The sequence below is a fragment of the Streptomyces sp. HUAS MG56 genome, from assembly GCF_058673395.1.
In genome coordinates, this window is sequence record NZ_CM178722.1 from 3,732,439 (window position 1) to 3,749,867 (window position 17,429).

11 protein-coding genes are annotated in these 17,429 nt (G+C 69.6%); 5 read left to right on the top strand and 6 right to left on the bottom strand.

The genetic code is table 11. The features are described from left to right. The first annotated feature begins 94 nt into the window (after window positions 1-94). Both AC4OXY_RS17740 and AC4OXY_RS17745 read left to right on the top strand, forming a co-directional pair. A complete protein-coding gene (locus AC4OXY_RS17740) occupies window positions 95-2,179 on the top strand; it encodes a carbohydrate-binding module family 20 domain-containing protein (protein ID WP_376284957.1) in 2,085 nt (694 codons plus the stop codon). 114 nt (window positions 2,180-2,293) lie between these two features. Next, window positions 2,294-3,646, top strand: coding sequence for an RNA-guided endonuclease InsQ/TnpB family protein (locus AC4OXY_RS17745; RefSeq protein ID WP_376284960.1), 1,353 nt, complete (start codon window positions 2,294-2,296; stop codon window positions 3,644-3,646). Here the strand turns inward: AC4OXY_RS17745 and AC4OXY_RS17750 are convergent. From AC4OXY_RS17750 to AC4OXY_RS17770, 5 genes are all read right to left on the bottom strand, one after another. Then, window positions 3,643-5,028 carry an alpha-amylase gene (locus tag AC4OXY_RS17750; RefSeq protein ID WP_491994193.1) on the bottom strand — a complete coding sequence of 462 codons (1,386 nt, stop codon included), beginning with the start codon at window positions 5,026-5,028 and terminating at the stop codon, window positions 3,643-3,645. The two genes, AC4OXY_RS17745 and AC4OXY_RS17750, sit on opposite strands and share 4 nt — an antisense overlap. Window positions 5,029-5,151: 123 nt before the next feature. Next, window positions 5,152-6,888, bottom strand: coding sequence for a glycoside hydrolase family 13 protein (locus AC4OXY_RS17755; RefSeq protein ID WP_356020729.1), 1,737 nt, complete (start codon window positions 6,886-6,888; stop codon window positions 5,152-5,154). Window positions 6,889-7,058: 170 nt separating this feature from the next. Further along, on the bottom strand, window positions 7,059-7,964 hold the full coding sequence (locus AC4OXY_RS17760; RefSeq protein ID WP_491994194.1) for a sugar ABC transporter permease: 906 nt from the start codon (window positions 7,962-7,964) through the stop codon (window positions 7,059-7,061). 19 nt (window positions 7,965-7,983) lie between these two features. After that, window positions 7,984-8,988 carry a carbohydrate ABC transporter permease gene (locus tag AC4OXY_RS17765; protein WP_356020726.1) on the bottom strand — a complete coding sequence of 335 codons (1,005 nt, stop codon included), beginning with the start codon at window positions 8,986-8,988 and terminating at the stop codon, window positions 7,984-7,986. A gap of 99 nt (window positions 8,989-9,087) precedes the next feature. Further along, window positions 9,088-10,362 carry an extracellular solute-binding protein gene (locus AC4OXY_RS17770; RefSeq protein ID WP_356020724.1) on the bottom strand — a complete coding sequence of 425 codons (1,275 nt, stop codon included), beginning with the start codon at window positions 10,360-10,362 and terminating at the stop codon, window positions 9,088-9,090. Window positions 10,363-10,682: 320 nt separating this feature from the next. Here AC4OXY_RS17770 and AC4OXY_RS17775 point away from each other — a divergent pair, with 320 nt between their 5' ends. Further along, on the top strand, window positions 10,683-11,717 hold the full coding sequence (locus AC4OXY_RS17775; protein ID WP_362820526.1) for a LacI family DNA-binding transcriptional regulator: 1,035 nt from the start codon (window positions 10,683-10,685) through the stop codon (window positions 11,715-11,717). A gap of 68 nt (window positions 11,718-11,785) precedes the next feature. Beyond that, complete coding sequence (locus tag AC4OXY_RS17780; RefSeq protein WP_376284970.1) at window positions 11,786-12,667, top strand: phosphatase PAP2 family protein; 882 nt, start codon at window positions 11,786-11,788, stop codon at window positions 12,665-12,667. Here the strand turns inward: AC4OXY_RS17780 and AC4OXY_RS17785 are convergent. Continuing rightward, window positions 12,649-15,663 carry a bifunctional [glutamine synthetase] adenylyltransferase/[glutamine synthetase]-adenylyl-L-tyrosine phosphorylase gene (locus AC4OXY_RS17785; RefSeq protein ID WP_356020716.1) on the bottom strand — a complete coding sequence of 1,005 codons (3,015 nt, stop codon included), beginning with the start codon at window positions 15,661-15,663 and terminating at the stop codon, window positions 12,649-12,651. The two genes, AC4OXY_RS17780 and AC4OXY_RS17785, sit on opposite strands and share 19 nt — an antisense overlap. Before the next feature lie 878 nt (window positions 15,664-16,541). On the opposite strand from AC4OXY_RS17785, the gene AC4OXY_RS17790 reads away from it, so the two are divergent. Then, a complete protein-coding gene (locus AC4OXY_RS17790) occupies window positions 16,542-17,429 on the top strand; it encodes an alkaline phosphatase family protein (RefSeq protein WP_356020713.1) in 888 nt (295 codons plus the stop codon).

Genomic DNA, 17,429 nt, shown 5'->3' on the forward strand with positions numbered 1-17,429 from the left:
ACAGCAAGAAGTTTCAACGTCAACCTTGACGTGCCCTTCTCAACTGCCGCACGCTCACCGGTTGTCAAACCCCATCCCTTTCTCGGAGCCGCAGATGACCGGAAACCGACACCGACCACCGGGTCCCGCGGGCGTCTTCCGCCGGACGGCCGGGGCCATGGCCGCCGGAGCGCTGGCGCTCGCGGGCGTGCTCGCCCTGCCGGCGACGCCCGCGCAGGCGAGGACGACCGCCAAGGGCGACGTGATCGCCAACCTGTGGGAGTGGAACTGGGACTCGATCGCCTCGGAGTGCACCGACGTGCTGGGCCCGGCGGGCTACGGCGCGGTCCAGGTGGCACCGCCGGAGGAGTCCCTGAAGCAGACGAACTACTACTGGTGGGACGTCTACCAGCCGTACTCCTACTCCCTGAACAGCCGCTTCGGCAGCCAGGCGAAGTTCAGCGCCATGATCACCGCGTGCCACAAGGCGGGCGTGAAGGTCTACACCGACGCGGTGATCAACCACACCGCCGCCCAGACCGGCACCGGCTACAACGGCACGACCATCACGAACAAGTACGCCACACCCAACTGGTCCCGCACCGACTACCACGACTCCAGCGAGTGCCCGACCTCGGACCTGACCATCCAGGACTACTCGAACCTGACCCAGGTCCAGAACTGCGAGCTGCTGGGCCTGCCCGACCTCAAGACCGAGTCGGACACGGTGCGCGCGGGCCTCGCGAACTACCTCAACTCCCAGCTCGCCCTGGGCGTCGACGGCTTCCGCATCGACGCCGCCAAGCACATCCCCGAGGCCGACATCGCGGCGATCGAGGGCAAGCTGACGAACACGGCGTCCGGGACGGCGCCGTACGTCTTCCAGGAGATCTACCCCGGCTCGACTCCGCAGCCGAGCGACTACTACGGCACCGGTGACGTCCTGGACTTCACCTACGCCAGCAAGATGAAGTCGGCCTTCCAGGGCAACGTGAGCGACCTGGCCTCACTGTCGTCGTCCGGCATCCTGCCCGCCGCCGACTCGGTGTCCTTCGTGACCAACCACGACACCGAGCGCAACGGCCTGCACATGTCGTACAAGGACGGTGACACCTACAAGCTCGCCAACCTCTTCCAGCTCGCCTACCAGTGGTCGACCCCGACGGTGTACGCCAGCTGGGAGTGGACCCAGAGCGACCAGGCCCCGCCGAACTCGTCGGGCATGGTGACGGACACGGACTGCTCCAGCGGCGCCTGGTACTGCCTCGACCGTGACACCGCTGTGGTCGGCATGGTGGCCTGGCACAACGCGACCGACACGGCCGCGGTCTCCGACTGGCAGACCATGTCGTCCAACGTGATCGGCTTCGGCCGCGGCGGCAAGGGCTTCTTCGCCCTCAACAACGGCACGACGGCGGCGACCTACACGTTCACGACGGGCATGGCCGACGGCACGTACACCAACGTGATCGACGGCGGCAGGACGACCGTGACCGTCTCCGGCGGCAGCGCCTCGATCACCATCCCCGCGAAGGGCGCGGTCGCCTTCTTCAACTCCTCCTACACCTGCACGGTGGGCTGCGGGAACGCCGGCGGCGGCTCCGGCGACACGGTCAGCGCGACCTTCAACGAGTACGCCTCGACCACGTCCGGCACCAACGTCTACGTGGTCGGCTCCATCGCCGCCCTGGGCGGCTGGGACACCTCGAAGGCGGTGGCGCTCTCGTCGTCCGGCTACCCGGAGTGGTCCGGCGAGGTGAGCGTGCCGGTGAACACGTCCTTCACCTTCAAGTACATGAAGAAGGACAGCGCCGGCAACGTCACCTGGGAGTCGAACGCCAACAGGTCGGCGGCGACGGCGACTTCGGCCCTCACCCTGAACAACTCCTGGAACGTGGCGGACACGGACGCCACCGACGTCACCTTCCACGAGAACGCGACGACGGACTGGGGCACCAACGTCTACGTCTCCGGCTCCATCCCCTCGCTCGGCTCCTGGAACACGGCCGACGCCATCCCGCTGTCCTCGGCGTCGTACCCGGACTGGAACAAGCTCGCCATCGTCCCCAAGGGCACGACATTCGAGTACAAATTCCTGAAGAGGGACAGCTCCGGGAACGTGACCTGGGAGTCGGGAAGCAACCGCTCCTATACAACGGGCAGCTCATCGGGTTACACGACCAGTGACACCTGGCAGTAGCCGTAACAGCCCCGACGAACGGGCTGTCACCGAATCACCATCGGTGACAGCCCGTTCTCTCTTCCGAGACCCGAAACCGTGACCGATCGCCACGAGCGTCGTTGATCCGGTCGTATGAAAGCCGACACGGGACGCAAGTATCGCCTGTACCCCACCCACGGGCAGGAGGAGGTCCTGACCAAGTGGGGTCACACGGCACGAGCCTTGTGGAACTTAGCGCTGGAGCAACGACAGCACGTCTACAAGCAGCGCGGCGTGACACTGCGGGCCGTGGAGCAATGCCTGCATCTCACGGCAGCGAGAGCCGAAATCGACTGGCTCGCGGAGCTTCCCGCAGCCGCTGGCCAGCAGGTACTCCATCACCTGGACAGAGCGTTCGACAACTTCTTCAATCCCTCTCACCCGGCCAGGTATCCCCAGTTCAAGAAGCGTGGCCATCGGCTGACGGTGTCTCTCCCAGGACAGAATCTCACGGTGCGCAAACTCAGTCGCCACTGGGCGGAGGTACGACTACCCAAGATCGGCTGGGTGCGATTCCGTCTCTCCCGCGCACTGGGTGGGACTCTTCGCAACGCGACGGTCAGCAAGGACGGTACTGGCTGGCACGTCTCCTTCGGCGTGGCGACGGGGATCAAGCCGATGCCACGGCTCGACAAGCCGGGGTGTGGCGTGGATTTCGGCGTTGCAGCCTCCGCCTTCGTGTCCACGGAAGACCAGCCCAGGCGAATGCCGCAGACGCTCACCAAAGCGGAGAAGGCCCGACTCAAGCATCTGGAACAGAAGAAGGCCCGGCAGCTCACCTATGCGAAGAAGCACCAAGGACGCCGGTACAGCAACCGTCTGCGCCGGACAATCGAGCAGATCGCCAAGATCAAGTCCCGCCAGGCTAACCGGAGAAGAGACTTCACGCACAAGCTCACGACCGATCTCGCCAAGAACCACGGCTACGTCGGCATCGAAGACCTACGTGTGAAGAACATGACCAAGAGCGCCAACGGAAACGTTGAGCGTCCCGGCATAAACGTCAAGGCCAAGGCGGCCCTGAACCAGTCGATCCTGGACAACTGTCCTGGAGAGCGGCGTCGACAGCTTGAGTACAAGTGCAAGCTCCACGGCTCGGAACTTCGCGTGGTTCCTGCCTTTCACAGCTCCAACACCTGCGGAAATCCCAACTGCGGAAAGGTCGACCCGGAGTCACGTCCGGGATGTGGCCGGCTGTTCGTCTGCGTGCACTGTGGGCACGAGGACGACGCCGACCACAATGCCGCCGTCGAGATTCACGCCCGAGCCCGCCGGACGGGTGGCTCGGTCACCAACAGCACGCGCAGGCGCCCAACGGTGCCGAGTCCCGGGCAACCCCGGAGGCGGTTGCGTGAAGCCCAACCCGCCCTCCGGGGCGGACAACGGGAATCGCGGCCGGTGAACGGCAGCGAAATCGTCAATGCGACGTGCAGAACGACTAACTAACAGCCCGACTTCCCCGCATAGATCGCCAGCGCCGTATTGGCGCCCAAGGTGGCGGTGAACTGCCCACTGGAGTTCACCGCCACTGTCCTGCTGCTCTGCACATCGCAGTAGGTACCCGCCGCGAGTGAGGTCTGGTACATACGGGTCAGGGCGGAGGACTCGTGGTTGATGGCCACGTAGCCCTTGGCGCCCCGGCCGAACGCGATGGCGTTGTTGCCGTCGTCCCACCAGTTGGAGACGGCCTCGCCGCGGGTCGTGTTGCGGAAGGCGACCATGGACTTGATCTCGGGCCAGGCGTGCTGGCACTTCCAGCCGTCCTGCCAGCAGGCGTTGACCTGGCCGCCGTTGGGCGGTCCGGCGTCCGCGTTTGACCATTCGTAGCCGGAGTTGATGTCGGGGGCGCCGTAGGGCCAGGCGAGCATGAAGACGTTGGCCAGGGTGTAGGTGGCGCCGTCCTTGTAGTTGAGGGTGGAGCCGCCCCGTTCCGTGTCGTGGTTGTCCACGAAGACACCCGCCACGGAGCTGCTCAGGTATCCCCAGCCCTCGCCGAAGTTGGTGAGGTAGGCCAGCTTCTCGGTGTTGAAGACGCGCTTGAGGTCGTAGGCGTAGCGGAACTCCTGGACGTCGCCGTTGCCGGTGTACTCGGAGGGCTGGACGGCCTCGTTCGCGCCGTAGATGACCTCCTGCTTCCAGTAGACGGAAGGGTTCGTCAGGCGGGACTTGATGTTGGCCAGGTCCTCAGCCGGGATGTGTTTGGCGGCGTCGATGCGGAAGCCGTCGGCGCCGAGTGAGAGCAGGTCGTTCATGTAGCCGGCGATCGTCTTGCGGACGTACTCCTCGCCGGTGTCCAGATCGGCCAGGCCCACGAGTTCGCAGTGCTGGACGTTCCAGCGGTCCTGGTAGTTGGTGACCGGGGAGGTGCAGTCGTCGAAGTCGGGGTACGAGTACAGGCCCGGGTAGTCGTACTTCGTGTACGACGAGCCGCCGGTGCCGGTGCCGCTGCCCGCCGACATGTGGTTGATGACGGTGTCGACCACGACCTTCACCCCGGCCGCGTGACAGGTGTCGATCATGTTCTTGAAGGTGGTCCGGTCACCGAGCCGGCCCGCGATCCTGTACGACACCGGCTGGTACGACGTCCACCACTGCGGGCCCTGTATGTGCTCGGCGGGCGGGGAGACCTGGACGTAGCCGTAGCCGGCGGGGCCGAGGGTGGTGGTGCACTCGCGGGCGACCGAGGCGTAGTTCCACTCGAAGAGGACGGCGGTGACGTCCTTGGTGCCGGGCGGGGAGGCCTCGGCGGTGGTCGGGTTCATGCCAACCGTGAGGCCGAAGGCGGCCATGGTGAGCGCGAGTGCCGTGGGGAGTGTTCTGCGTGCCATGTGGGGGTTCCTTCACCGTTGAAGGCTCTTGCTGAAAAATTTCAGCCAACTTGCGGTGACGGAGATGTTAAAGGCCCGCCGCCTGAAAAGGCAGCGGGCCGTGTGAAGTTGGTGCAAGAGATTTCAGTGACGGGTGGTGAACCACACCGTCGTGTCGGCCGGCACGGTCGCCTCGCCGTCGGTCGCGACCGGCTCACCGCTGGCCAGCAGGACCCGCCCGTAGGCCGGAACGGTCACCGCCTCCCCCGTAGTGTTGGCGACGCACACGAACGCGCCCCGGCGGAAGGCCAGGACGCCGTCCGGCGCCGGCAGCCACTCCACCGCGTCGCCCGCGCCGAGCGCGGGGTGTTCCCGGCGCGCGGCGAGCGCGGCCCGGTACAGCTCCAGGGTGGAGCCGGCCACTCCGGTCTGCGCCTCGACACTCAGCTCGGCCCACTCGGCCGGCTGCGGCAGCCAGCTGCCCCCGTCGCCGAAACCGTACGACGGACCCGAGCGGGTCCACGGGATCGGCACCCGGCAGCCGTCACGGAAGCCGTCCTGGCCGGCGCCGCGGAAGTACGCCGGGTCCTGGCGGACCTCGTCAGGGAGGTCGACCACGTCGGGCAGGCCCAGTTCCTCGCCCTGGTAGACGTACGCCGAGCCGGGCAGCGCGAGCATGAGGAGGGTGGCGGCGCGGGCCCGGGTGAGGCCCAGTTCGCGGTCGCCCGCCGTGCGGATCTGGGTGCCGAGGCCGGGCGGGTTGGCGAAGCGGGTGGCGTGCCGGGTGACGTCGTGGTTGGACAGGACCCAGGTGGCGGGGGCGCCGACGGGGCGCATCGCCTCCAGGGTGCGGTCGATGACCGTGCGGAGTTCCTTCGCGTCCCACTCCGTCGACAGATACTGGAAGTTGAAGGCCTGGTGCAGCTCGTCCGGGCGGACGTAGTTCGCGGTGCGCTCGACGGTCGGCGTCCAGGCCTCGGCCACGAAGATTCGCCCGCCCGTCTCCCGCCACCGCCCTTCTGACGAAGGCCCTTCGGGCCCCCCGTTTTTGGAGTACTCGTCCAGGATCGTGCGCCACTGGCGGTAGATCGTGTGCACGCCGTCCTGGTCGAAGAACGGCATGACATCGTTGCCCAGCAGCTTGAGTTGGTCGTGCGCGCCCAGGTCGGGCAGACCGGCGGCCTTCACCAGGCCGTGGGCGACGTCGATGCGGAAGCCGTCGACGCCCATGTCCAGCCAGAAGCGCAGGATCGAGCGGAACTCGTCGCCGACCGCCGGGTGTTCCCAGTTGAAGTCGGGCTGCTCGGGCGCGAAGAGGTGGAGGTACCACTCTCCGGCCGAGCCGTCGGGTTCGGTGACCCGCGTCCAGGCCGGGCCGCCGAAGATGGACTCCCAGTCGTTGGGCGGGAGTTCGCCGTCCTTCCCCTTGCCGGGGCGGAAGTGGTAGCGGTCGCGCAGCGGCGAGCCCGGTCCCTCGGCGAGGGCGCGCTTGAACCACTCGTGCTGGTCGGAGGAATGGTTCGGAACGAGGTCGACGATGATGCGCAGGCCCAGCTCGTGCGCGTCGCGGATCAGCGCGTCGGCGTCGAGCAGGTTGCCGAACATCGGGTCGACGGCGCGGTAGTCGGCGACGTCGTAGCCGGCGTCGGCCTGCGGGGAGGCGTAGAAGGGGCTGAGCCACACGGCGTCGACGCCGAGGTCGCGCAGGTACGGCAGGCGGGCGCGGATGCCTGCCAGGTCGCCCATGCCGTCGCCGTCGCTGTCGGCGAAGCTGCGGGGGTAGACCTGGTAGATGACCGCGTCCCGCCACCAGTCGCGGCGGTCGGCGACGGCGGCTGCGGCGGAGTGGGGGGCCGGTGCGGCAGGGTGCTGCTGGCTCATGGCGTCCTTGATGGGTAAGGGAGTTCTGGTCATGGGCGCGTAGGTACGGCGACGGTTGCCGGGGACCGGGGGTGGTGTGCGAGGCGGCCGCGATCACAGCGGGGTCGGATGGGGACCGCGGCCGCCTACCCGCGCACGCCGTGCGCGGGAGCCTCTCTTCCTGAGGGCCGTCAGCCCTTCGTGCCGCCCGCGGTCAGGCCGGTGACGAGGTTCTTCTGCACGAGGTAGAAGAACGCGGACACGGGTATCGCGATCAGCACCGCGGTGGCGGCCATGTAGTTCCACTGGGCGTCGTGTTCGCTGACGAAGGTCTGCAGGCCCACGGCGAAGGTGTACTTCGAGTCGTCCAGCATGAAGGTCGTCGCGAAGGCGACCTCGCCGACGGCGGTGATGAAGTTGTAGAAGGCGGCCACGGCCAGGCCCGGGCGGGCCAGCGGCAGGATCAGCCGGAAGAAGGTGCCGAACGGGCTGAGCCCGTCGACGCGTCCGGCCTCGTCTATCTCGAAGGGGATGGTGTCGAAGTACCCCTTGAGCAGCCAGGCGCTGTACGGCACGGCCGTGGTGCAGTTGATGACGATCAGCGCCCAGTAGGTGTCGATGAGATCCAGCTCGCTGAAGATCTCGTACATCGGCACGATCAGGATGGCGATCGGGAAGGCCTGGGTCAGCAGCAGGACCCACATCAGCTGCTTGTAGCCGGGAAAGCGCATCCGGGAGACCGCGTAGCCGGTGGTGGCGGCGACGAAGACGCCGATCAGGGTGGTGCCGCCGGCCACGATCATCGTCGACTTGAACCAGTCGAAGAAGCCGGTGTGCTGGAGCACGAAGCTGTAGTTGGAGAACGTGAGCTTGCCCAGGATCTTGCCCGGGTGCAGATAGTCGTCCTTCTCGGGCCCGAGGGACAGGAAGATCAGCCAGGCCACCGGGGCGAGCGCGATCAGGCTGGCGACGGCGAGGCCGCCGTGCAGCAGGGCGGCGCCGAGCGGGCCGCGCTCGCCGCGCCGGCGCGCCCGGCGCGCGGGCCGGGCGGCGGGGGCCGGTGCGGCCACTGTCTCTTCGAGGGTCGTGGTGCTCATGGCGGCGGCTCCTGCGGCGTCAGACGGCGAGCTGGTCATTGCGCTTCAGCCAGCGGAAGTAGAAGGAGGTGAAGACGGTGATGATCGACAGCAGCAGTACGCCGTACGCGGCGGACTGGGCGAAGTCGCGCGGCTGTTGGCCGAAGCCCAGGAAGTAGGCCCAGGTGACGAGGATCTGTGCGTCCGGGGCGCTGGTCGGGCCGAACAGCAGGAAGATGATCGCGAACTGGTTGAAGGTCCAGATGATGCCGAGGAGTACGACGGTGGAGCTGACGGACCGCAGGCCCGGCAGGGTGACGTGCCGGAAGCGCTGCCAGGCGTTCGCGCCGTCCATCTCGGCCGCCTCGTAGAGGGAGGAGTCGATGGACTGCAGGCCGCCGAGCAGCGAGAGCATCATGAACGGCACACCGCACCAGGTGTTGACCATGATGGCGGCGAACCGCTGCCAGAAGGTGTCCTCCAGCCACTGCGGCTGGGGCAGGTGCAGGGAGTGCAGGACCTGGTTGATCACTCCGGAGTCGGAGAGCATGATCCGCCAGGAGAAGACGGTGACGAAGGTCGGCACGGCCCAGGGCACGACGAGCAGCACCCGGTAGAGGGTGCGTCCGCGCAGCTTCTCGTTGAGCATGAGCGCGAGGCCCAGGCCGAGGGTGTAGTGCAGGGCCACGCAGGCGGCGGTCCACACGACGGTCCACAGGAAGTGCGACCAGAAGCGGTCGTACGACAGCGGGCCGAACAGGATGTCCTTGTAGTTGCCGAGGCCGATGAACTTGTAGGTGGCCGCGATGTGGTTGACGCCGATCGTGCGCGCCGAGTTGAGGCTGTTGGCGTCGGTGAGGGTGAGGTAGACGCCGCGGATCAGCGGGTAGGCGACGATGCCGGCGAGCACGACGACCACCGGGGCGATCATCGCGTACGCGTACCAGTACTTCTGGTAGCCGTGTCTGATGCGCTGCCCCAGCCCGGGCCGAGGCGCGCGGTCACCGCGGCGCTTGCCGGTCGCGCGGTCGATGGCGACTGTCATGGTTCGACACCTTCAGAGATCAAGGAGAGTGGGCCGGGCACAGGGCGGTGGCCGCCGGGTCCTTCCCCCCTCGACGGAGGACCCGGCGGCCACGCGGGCTTACTTGCTGAAGTCGGGCACCAGCTTGGCGATGGCGACCTGCGCGTTGCTCAGGCCCTGGTCCAGCGACTCCTTGCCACCGGCGATCTTGGGCAGCTCGGTGTCGAGCGGACCCCACAGGGAGCTGTACTCGGGCAGCGCCGGGCGCGGCTGGGCGGCGGAGAGGACGCCCTGGTAACCGGCGATGCCGGGGTCGGACTTGACCTGGGCGGTGTAGGCGTCGGTGCGGGTGGGCAGGGTGGAGTTCTTCAGGGCGATGGTCTCCTGGGACTTCGCCGAGGTCATGAACTTCACGAACTTCAGGGCGGCGTCCTGGTGGGCCTTGTCGGAGCCGGCGTAGACTGAGAGGTTGTGGCCGCCGGTCGGGGCGCCCGCCTTGCCGGTGGAGCCGGCCGGGACGACGGCGATGCCGAGGTTGGACTTGTCCTTGAAGGCGCTGCCCTTGTAGAAGTTCGTGATCTCCCACGGACCCTGGAGGATCGCGGCGACCTTGCCGTTGACGAACGCGTCCGAGATGTGGGCGTAGGCGTCGGCGGTGGTGTCGGCCTTGTGCAGGCCCTTGCCGGAGAACAGGCCCAGCCAGGTGCCGTAGGCCTTCTTCGCGGCGGCCGAGTCGACGGTGATCTTCTTCGCGGCGGCGTCGACGGTGTCGGTGCCCTCGCCGTAGAGGAACGGCTCGCCGTAGTAGGCCTGGGTGGAGCCCCAGTAGCCGTCGGCGCCGGTCTTGTCCTTGACCTTGGCGGCGTCCGACTTCAGCTCGTCCCAGGTCTTGGGGGCCTCGGTGATGCCGGCCTTCTTGAACAGCGCCTTGTTGTAGACGAGCGCGAGGGTGTCGGTGACCAGCGGGACGCCGTAGGTCTTGCCCTCGTACTGCGCCTGCTTGATCAGGTTCGGCTCGAAGCTGCTCTGCTCGGAGAGGGCCTCGGTGCCGTCCAGCGGCAGGAAGTAGCCCTTCTTCGCGAAGGCGGGGGTCCAGCCGACCTCGGAGCGCAGGATGTCCGGGGCGCCCTTGGAGCCGGCCGCGGTGTCGAACTTGTTCTGCGCCTGGTCGAAGGGCACGTTGACGTACTTGACCTTGATGTTCTTGTTCTGGGCCTCGAACTGCTGGACCAGGGTCTGGTACGTCGGCGCCTCGTTCGTGGCGTTGGAGGTGTCCCACCAGGTGATGGTGACCGGCCCGCCGGCCTTGCCGCTGTCGCTGCTCCCGCCGCCGCAGGCCGTCGCCGCGAGGGCGAAGGACGCCACCAGCGCGGAGGCCGCTATGCCACGCCGCATGAGTTCTCCTTGAGGGTTGAGCCCGTGTGGTGCCGACTGCGCCGTTGCGGCCGCCGGGCGACTGGGAACGTAACAGCGTTGTAAGCGTTGCGAAAGACCTTGCAGAAAAAAAGTGCAAGGGAACACGATGGTTACTCTGTTGTGACCGCTCAGCAAAGGCATGTTGCTTGTGCAAGACTCTGCAAGCTCTTGCCACCACCAGGCCGACACAAGGACGAGGAGTGCCCATGGCACAGCAATCCGCACGGGGCCGGCAGGCCGCCCGGGCCCGGCGTCCGGCTGGTGGGCAAGGCGTCATACGACCGGTACAGTCCAGTGCCGTGACCACACGGCTTGCCGACATCGCTGCGCAGGCGGGGGTGAGCGAAGCGACCGTCAGCCGGGTCCTCAACGGGAAGCCGGGCGTCGCCGCCACCACCCGTCAGTCCGTGCTGGCCGCGCTGGACGTCCTCGGCTACGAGCGCCCGGTGCGGCTGCGGCAGCGCAGCGAGGGCCTGGTCGGCCTGATCACGCCGGAGCTGGAGAACCCGATATTCCCTGCCCTGGCCCAGGTCATCGGCCAGGCGCTGACCCGCCAGGGCTATACGCCGGTGCTCGCCACGCAGACGCCGGGCGGGTCGACCGAGGACGAGCTGACCGAGATGCTCGTGGACCGCGGGGTCGCCGGGATCATCTACGTCTCCGGGCTGCACGCGGACACCACCGCCGACATGCAGCGCTACGAGCGGCTGCGGGCGCAGGGCGTGCCGTTCGTGCTGGTGGACGGCTTCTCGCCGAAGGTGCAGGCGCCCTTCATCTCCCCCGACGACCGGGCCGCGATGACGCTCGCGGTGACCCACCTGGTGTCGCTGGGCCACACCCGGATCGGGCTGGCGCTCGGGCCGAAGCGGTTCGTGCCCGTGCAGCGCAAGATCGAGGGCTTCGTGCGGGCCGTGCAGGACCAGCTGGGGCTGGACGCCGCCGCGGTCGAGGCGGAGCTGATCCAGCACTCGCTGTACACCCTGGAGGGCGGCCAGGCGGCGGCGAGCGCGCTCATCGACCGCGGGTGCACGGCCGTGGTGTGCGCGAGCGACATGATGGCACTCGGTGCCATACGGGCCGCCCGGCAGCGGGGGCTGGAGGTGCCGCGCGACGTCTCGGTGGTCGGTTTCGACGACTCCCCGCTGATCGCGTTCACCGACCCGCCGCTGACCACCGTGCGCAAGCCGGTGCCGGCGATGGGACAGGCCGCGGTGCGCACGCTGCTGGAGGAGGTCGGCGGAACGCCCGCGCCGCACAGCGAGTTCGTCTTCATGCCGGAGCTGGTGGTGCGCGGTTCGACCGCTTCGGCGCCGAATGTCCTCCGTGCGTCGTAGAAGGTGCGGTTCGGACCCGACCTTGGGATGATCTGTCGGAGAAGCCTTTTCTGGCAGACTTGATGCCCATGAGTGACTCGGCCGTGACGCAGTCGGAAGGTCGCCAGGAGGCGGCCGCTCCGAGGGCGGTCACGGGCGAGGGCACACCGGGTCCGCGCCGCGGGCTGCGCCGGCCCCGGCGGCCCCGGCTCTGGTTCGAAGTCCTTCTGATCGCGGTGAGTTACTGGACGTACTCACTGATCCGCAACGCCGTCCCGGAGCAGAAGGCCGAGGCGCTGCGCAACGCGGACTGGATCTGGCGCGTCGAGCATCTTCTGGGCATCGCCGTGGAACGGTCGGTCAACCACACCGTGAATTCGGTGACTTGGCTGATCATCGGGATGAACTACTACTACGCCACACTGCACTTCATCATCACGCTGGGTGTGCTGGTGTGGCTGTACCGCCGGCATCCCGGGCGGTACGCGGCGGCCCGGCTGGTGCTGTTCGCGACCACGGGTGTGGCGCTCGTCGGTTACTACCTGTTCCCGCTCGCGCCGCCCCGGCTGATGCGCGGCGGGCACTTCGTGGACACCGTGCTGGTGCACCACACCTGGGGCTCGATGGCCTCCGGCGACCTCAAGCACATGTCCAACCAGTACGCCGCGATGCCGTCCATGCACATCGGGTGGTCGCTGTGGTGCGGGGTGACGGTCTTCGCGCTGGCGTCCGTGCCGTGGGTGCGGGTGCTGGGGCTGCTGTATCCGATGACCACGCTCCTCGTCATCGTGTCCACCGCCAACCACTTCTGGCTCGACGCGGTCGGCGGTGTGCTCTGCCTGAGCTTCGGGTTCGGGGTGGCCGGGGTCGTGTACGGGGCGGTGCCGCACCGGCTGCCGCGGCGCGTGGCGGAGCCGGTCGGGGCGGATCCCGTTGCGGCACCGGCCGGCCGTCACGTTCCGTCGCCGTAGAACAGCTCCTCGACGGTGGTGCGCGCCCGGCGCGTCGTACGGCGGTAGGCGTCCAGCATGTCCCCCGCGTGACCGGCGCCGTAGCCCAGGTAGCGGCCCACCGCCGCCAGCTCGCGCGGCTCCGTGGGGAAGGTGTCGCCCGCCCGGCCGCGCACCAGCATCACCGCGTTGCGCACCCGGGTGGCCAGGACCCACGCCTCGTCCAGGATCTCCGTGTCCTCGGCGGACAGCAGCCCGGCCTCGCGGGCGGCGACGAGGGCCTGGCGGGTGCGGGTGGTGCGCAGGCCGGGCAGTTCCCAGCCGTGCCGGAGCTGGAGCAGTTGGACGGTCCACTCGACGTCCGACAGTCCGCCCGGGCCGAGCTTCGTGTGCAGCTTGGGGTCGGCGCCGCGCGGGAGGCGCTCGGACTCCATGCGGGCCTTCAGCCGGCGGATCTCGCGGACGGCGTCCTCGGCCAGGCCGTGGCGGGGGTAGCGGAGCGGGTCGATCAGTTCGGTGAAGCGCCGGCCGAGGTCCTCGTCCCCGGCGACCGGCTCGGCGCGCAGCAGGGCCTGCGACTCCCAGACGAGCGACCAGCGGCGGTAGTACGCCTCGTACGCCTTCAGGGTGCGCACCAGCGGGCCCGACTTGCCCTCCGGGCGCAGGTCGGCGTCGATGAGCAGCGGCGGGTCGGCGCTCGGGATCTGGAGCAGGCGGCGCATCTCGGCGACCACCTTGTTCGCGGCGGCGGCCGCCTCGTGCTCGGGCACGCCGTCCTGCGGTTCGTGGACGAAGAGGACGTCGGCGTCCGAGCCGTAGCCCAGCTCGTGACCGCCGAACCGGCCCATCCCTATCATCGCGAAACGGGTCGGGAGCGTGTCGCCCCAGCCGTCCCGCACCACGGCGCGCAGGGTGCCGGCGAGGGTGGCCGCGGTGAGGTCCGAGACCGCCGCGCCGACCTGGTCCACCAGGGCGCCCTGGTGGGCCTCGGCCGGGCGGGTCTCGGTGCCGTAGGAGCCGACGATGTCGGCGGCGGCCGTACGGAACAGCTCGCGCCGGCGTACGCCGCGGGCCGCGGTGACGCCCTGCTCGGCGTTCTCGGCGCGGCCCACCGCGGCGAGGATCTCCTGCTCCAGGGGGGTGCGCTCGCGGGGGGTGAGGCCGGCTCCGGGCATGCCGGTGCCGTCGCCGTCGCCCAGCAGGGCCACCGCCTCGGGGGCGCGCATGAGGAGGTCGGGGGCGAGGCGGCCCGCCGAGAGGACCCGGGCGAGGTTCTCCGCCGCCGCGCCCTCGTCGCGCAGGAGGCGCAGGTACCAGGGGGTCTTGCCGAGCGCGTCGGAGACCTTGCGGAAGTTGAGCAGGCCCGCGTCCGGGTCCGCCGAGTCGGCGAACCAGCCGAGGAGGACGGGCAGGAGGGTGCGCTGGATGGCCGCCTTGCGGGTCACGCCGGAGGCCAGGGCCTCCAGGTGGCGCAGGGCCGCGGCCGGGTCGGCGTAGCCGAGGGCGACGAGGCGTTCGCGGGCCGCGACGGCGCTCAGGCGGGCCTCGCCCGGGGCGAGTTGGGCGACGGCGTCCAGGAGGGGGCGGTAGAAGAGCTTCTCGTGCAGGCGCCGTACGACGCCGGTGTGTCTCTTCCATTCGCGGTTCAGTTCCGCGACGGGGTCCGTGCGCAGGCCGAGGGAGCGGCCGAGGCGGCGCTGGTCCTCCTCGGCCACGGGGACGAGGTGGGTGCGGCGCAGGCGGTACAGCTGGATGCGGTGCTCCATGGCCCGCAGGAAGCGGTACGCCTCGGCCAGGCGGGCGGCGTCCTCTCGGCCCACGTAGCCCCCGGCGGCGAGGGCCTGGAGGGCGTCCAGGGTGGTGCCGCTGCGCAGGGACTGGTCGGCGCGGCCGTGGACGAGCTGGAGGAGCTGAACGGCGAACTCGACGTCGCGCAGGCCGCCGGGGCCGAGTTTGAGTTCCCGGTCGATCTCGGAGGCGGGGATGTTGTCGATGACGCGGCGGCGCATCTTCTGGACGTCCGGTACGAAGTTCTCGCGTTCGGCGGCCTGCCAGACCAGGGGGTCGAGCGCGTCGACGTAGGCCCGGCCGAGGGCGGCGTCGCCCGCGACCGGGCGGGCCTTGAGCAGGGCCTGGAACTCCCAGGTCTTCGCCCAGCGTTGGTAGTAGGCGAGGTGGGAGGAGAGGGTGCGGACGAGGGGGCCGTTGCGGCCCTCGGGGCGGAGGTTGGCGTCCACCGGCCAGATCGAGCCCTCGACCGTGGTCTCCGAGCAGATGCGCATCAGGTGCGAGGCGAGGCGGGTGGCGGCGGTGAGGGCCTTGGCCTCGGTGACGGACTCCGTCGCCTCCGCCACGAAGATCACGTCCACGTCGGAGACGTAGTTCAGTTCGTGGCCGCCGCACTTGCCCATCGCGATCACCGCCAGGCGGCAGGCCGCGGCGTCCTCGGGGGCGGCCGCCTGCGCCAGAGCCAGGGCGGTGCGGAGGGTGGCGGCCGCGAGGTCCGCGAGTTCCGCCGCCGTCTGGGCCACGTCCGTGGTGCCGCAGACGTCGCGGGCGGCGATGGAGAGCAGGCAGCGGCGGTAGGCCACGCGGAGGGAGACCGGGTCGGAAACCTCGGCCAGGCCGCGTTCGAACTCCGCGAGGCCGGGGTGGAGGTCGTGCGGCTCGTAGGTGACCAGGGCCTGCCAGTCGGCGGGGTGGCGGGCGAGGTGGTCGGTGAGGGCGGTGGAGGCGCCGAGAACGCCCAGGAGGCGGTCGCGGAGGGGTTTGGCCGCGATGAGGGTGTCGAGGAGTTCGCGGTGGTCCGTGGAGGTGGGCTGGGCCTCCAGGAGGCGGACGAGGCCGTGCAGGGCCAGGTCGGGGTCGGCGGTCGCGCCCAGGGCTGCCAGGAGGACGGGGTCGTTGCGGACGGGGGCCAGTTCGGGGCCGTCGAGGAGGCGCTCGGCGGCGGAGGGGTCGGTGAAGCCGTGTCGTAGCAGGCGGGTGAAGGTGCTGCTCCTGCGGCCCGGCGTCATGCTCGGCCTCCCCTGGGGATCTCGGTCGTCCTGGGCCGAGCCTAGCCGGATGCGGGGGGTGGGGAGCGGGTGGTGGGGCCGGGGCGGGGGTGCGGGTGCGGGGTGCGGGTGCGGGGTGCGGGGCTGACATGCCTGCGGCGGCCCGTGCGGGGCCGTGGGGGTGCAGGTCGCGCCCAGGCGGGTGGGGAGTCGGTGCCGCGCCCGCGCGGAGGTGGTGGGTGGATGCCTGCGGCGGCCCGTGCGGGCCCGTGGGGGTGCGGGTCGCGCCCAGGGGGGCGGTGGGTCGGTGCCGCGCCGGGTGGTGTCCGTCCTCGGTCCGGCGGACTCTTGGGAGAGGGGTGGGGCGGTGTGTGCGCCGGCCGCTGCGGGCGGACACCACCCGGCACGTCCCCTTCCCGCCGTGTGCGGCCATCCCCCGGTCGCGGCCGCGGGAAGCGCCCGTCGCCGTCCGCGGCCGTCCGTCTGGTTCCGGGGAGGACCGGGCGCCGTCCGTGGCCGGCCGTCCGGGCGGCCACGGGAAGCGCCGGTCGTCGTCCGTGGGCGGCCGTTCGGTCCGGGGAAGGCGCCGTGTGCGGCCATCCGTCCGGTCGGGCCCGGTCGCGGCCGCGGGGAGCGCCCGTCGCCGTCCGCGGCCGTCCGTCTGGTTCCGGGGAGGACCGGGCGCCGTCCGTGGGCGGTCGTCCGGGCGGCCACGGGAAGCGCCGGTCGTCGTCCGTGGGCGGCCGTCCGTCCGGTCGGGTTCGGGGAGCGTCGGTCGCGCCAGGCGTTCATCCGGTCTTCACCGTCTGGGTTGAGGGGCTTGGGGTGGGGGAATGTTGGCGTGTGCATGCTCTGTCCGCACCGCCAACCCCGTTCCTCCCCCCCACCCGGAGGTTGATGTGTCCGGCAGTTCCGTCTACCGCCGTGCCCGTACGGCCGTGGCGTCGACAACCGCCTTCGCCGCGGTCGCGGTCGGGCTGTGGACCGGCCTCGGAGGCGCGTCCGCGCACGCCGCGAGCGCCGTTCCGAGCCCGGATCACGTGGTCGTCGTGGTCCTTGAGAACCATGCGTACAGCCAGGTCATCGGTTCCTCCAGCGCCCCCTACATCAACTCGCTGGTGTCGGGAGGTGCCAAGCTGACGCAGTCGTACGCCGAGACCCACCCCAGCCAGCCGAACTACTACGCCATGTTCTCCGGCGACACGCAGGGGGTGACGGACGACAGCTGTGTCACCCCCGGGTTCTCGTCGGCCGCGAACCTGGCGTCCGAGGTGATCGCCGCGGGCCGGACCTGGGCCAGCTACAACGAGGATCTGCCCAGCCAGGGCGACACCTCGTGCAGCAGCGGCGACTACGCCCAGAAGCACAACCCCTGGTTCGGGTTCAGCAACATCCCGACGGACAGCGCCATGACGTTCGACCAGTTCCCGACGGACTACACCCAGCTCCCGCAGATGTCGTACGTCATCCCCAACCTGTGCAGCGACATGCACGACTGCTCGGTGTCCACCGGTGACACCTGGCTGAAGAACAACCTCGGCGCGTACGCCACGTGGGCCAAGACCCACAACAGCCTGCTCGTCGTCACGTTCGACGAGGACAACCGGCTGAGCGGCAACCGCATTCCGACGGTTCTGTACGGGCAGCCGGTCACGGCCGGGGCGTCCAGCTCCACGACGTACAACCACTACGACCTGCTGCGCACCCTGGAGGACACGCAGGGGCTGAGCACGCACGCCGGCAACGCCTCCTCCGCTCAGGACATCACCGGGATCTGGGCGTCCTGA

What these genes read in the sequence shown, in the direction of transcription:
- AC4OXY_RS17740 (WP_376284957.1), top strand. Translation starts at nt 95, where the DNA reads ATGACCGGAAACCGACACCGACCACCGGGTCCCGCGGGCGTCTTCCGC.
- AC4OXY_RS17745 (WP_376284960.1), top strand. Translation starts at nt 2,294, where the DNA reads ATGAAAGCCGACACGGGACGCAAGTATCGCCTGTACCCCACCCACGGG.
- AC4OXY_RS17750 (WP_491994193.1), bottom strand. Translation starts at nt 5,028, where the DNA reads ATGGCACGCAGAACACTCCCCACGGCACTCGCGCTCACCATGGCCGCC.
- AC4OXY_RS17755 (WP_356020729.1), bottom strand. Translation starts at nt 6,888, where the DNA reads ATGAGCCAGCAGCACCCTGCCGCACCGGCCCCCCACTCCGCCGCAGCC.
- AC4OXY_RS17760 (WP_491994194.1), bottom strand. Translation starts at nt 7,964, where the DNA reads ATGAGCACCACGACCCTCGAAGAGACAGTGGCCGCACCGGCCCCCGCC.
- AC4OXY_RS17765 (WP_356020726.1), bottom strand. Translation starts at nt 8,988, where the DNA reads ATGACAGTCGCCATCGACCGCGCGACCGGCAAGCGCCGCGGTGACCGC.
- AC4OXY_RS17770 (WP_356020724.1), bottom strand. Translation starts at nt 10,362, where the DNA reads ATGCGGCGTGGCATAGCGGCCTCCGCGCTGGTGGCGTCCTTCGCCCTC.
- AC4OXY_RS17780 (WP_376284970.1), top strand. Translation starts at nt 11,786, where the DNA reads ATGAGTGACTCGGCCGTGACGCAGTCGGAAGGTCGCCAGGAGGCGGCC.
- AC4OXY_RS17785 (WP_356020716.1), bottom strand. Translation starts at nt 15,663, where the DNA reads ATGACGCCGGGCCGCAGGAGCAGCACCTTCACCCGCCTGCTACGACAC.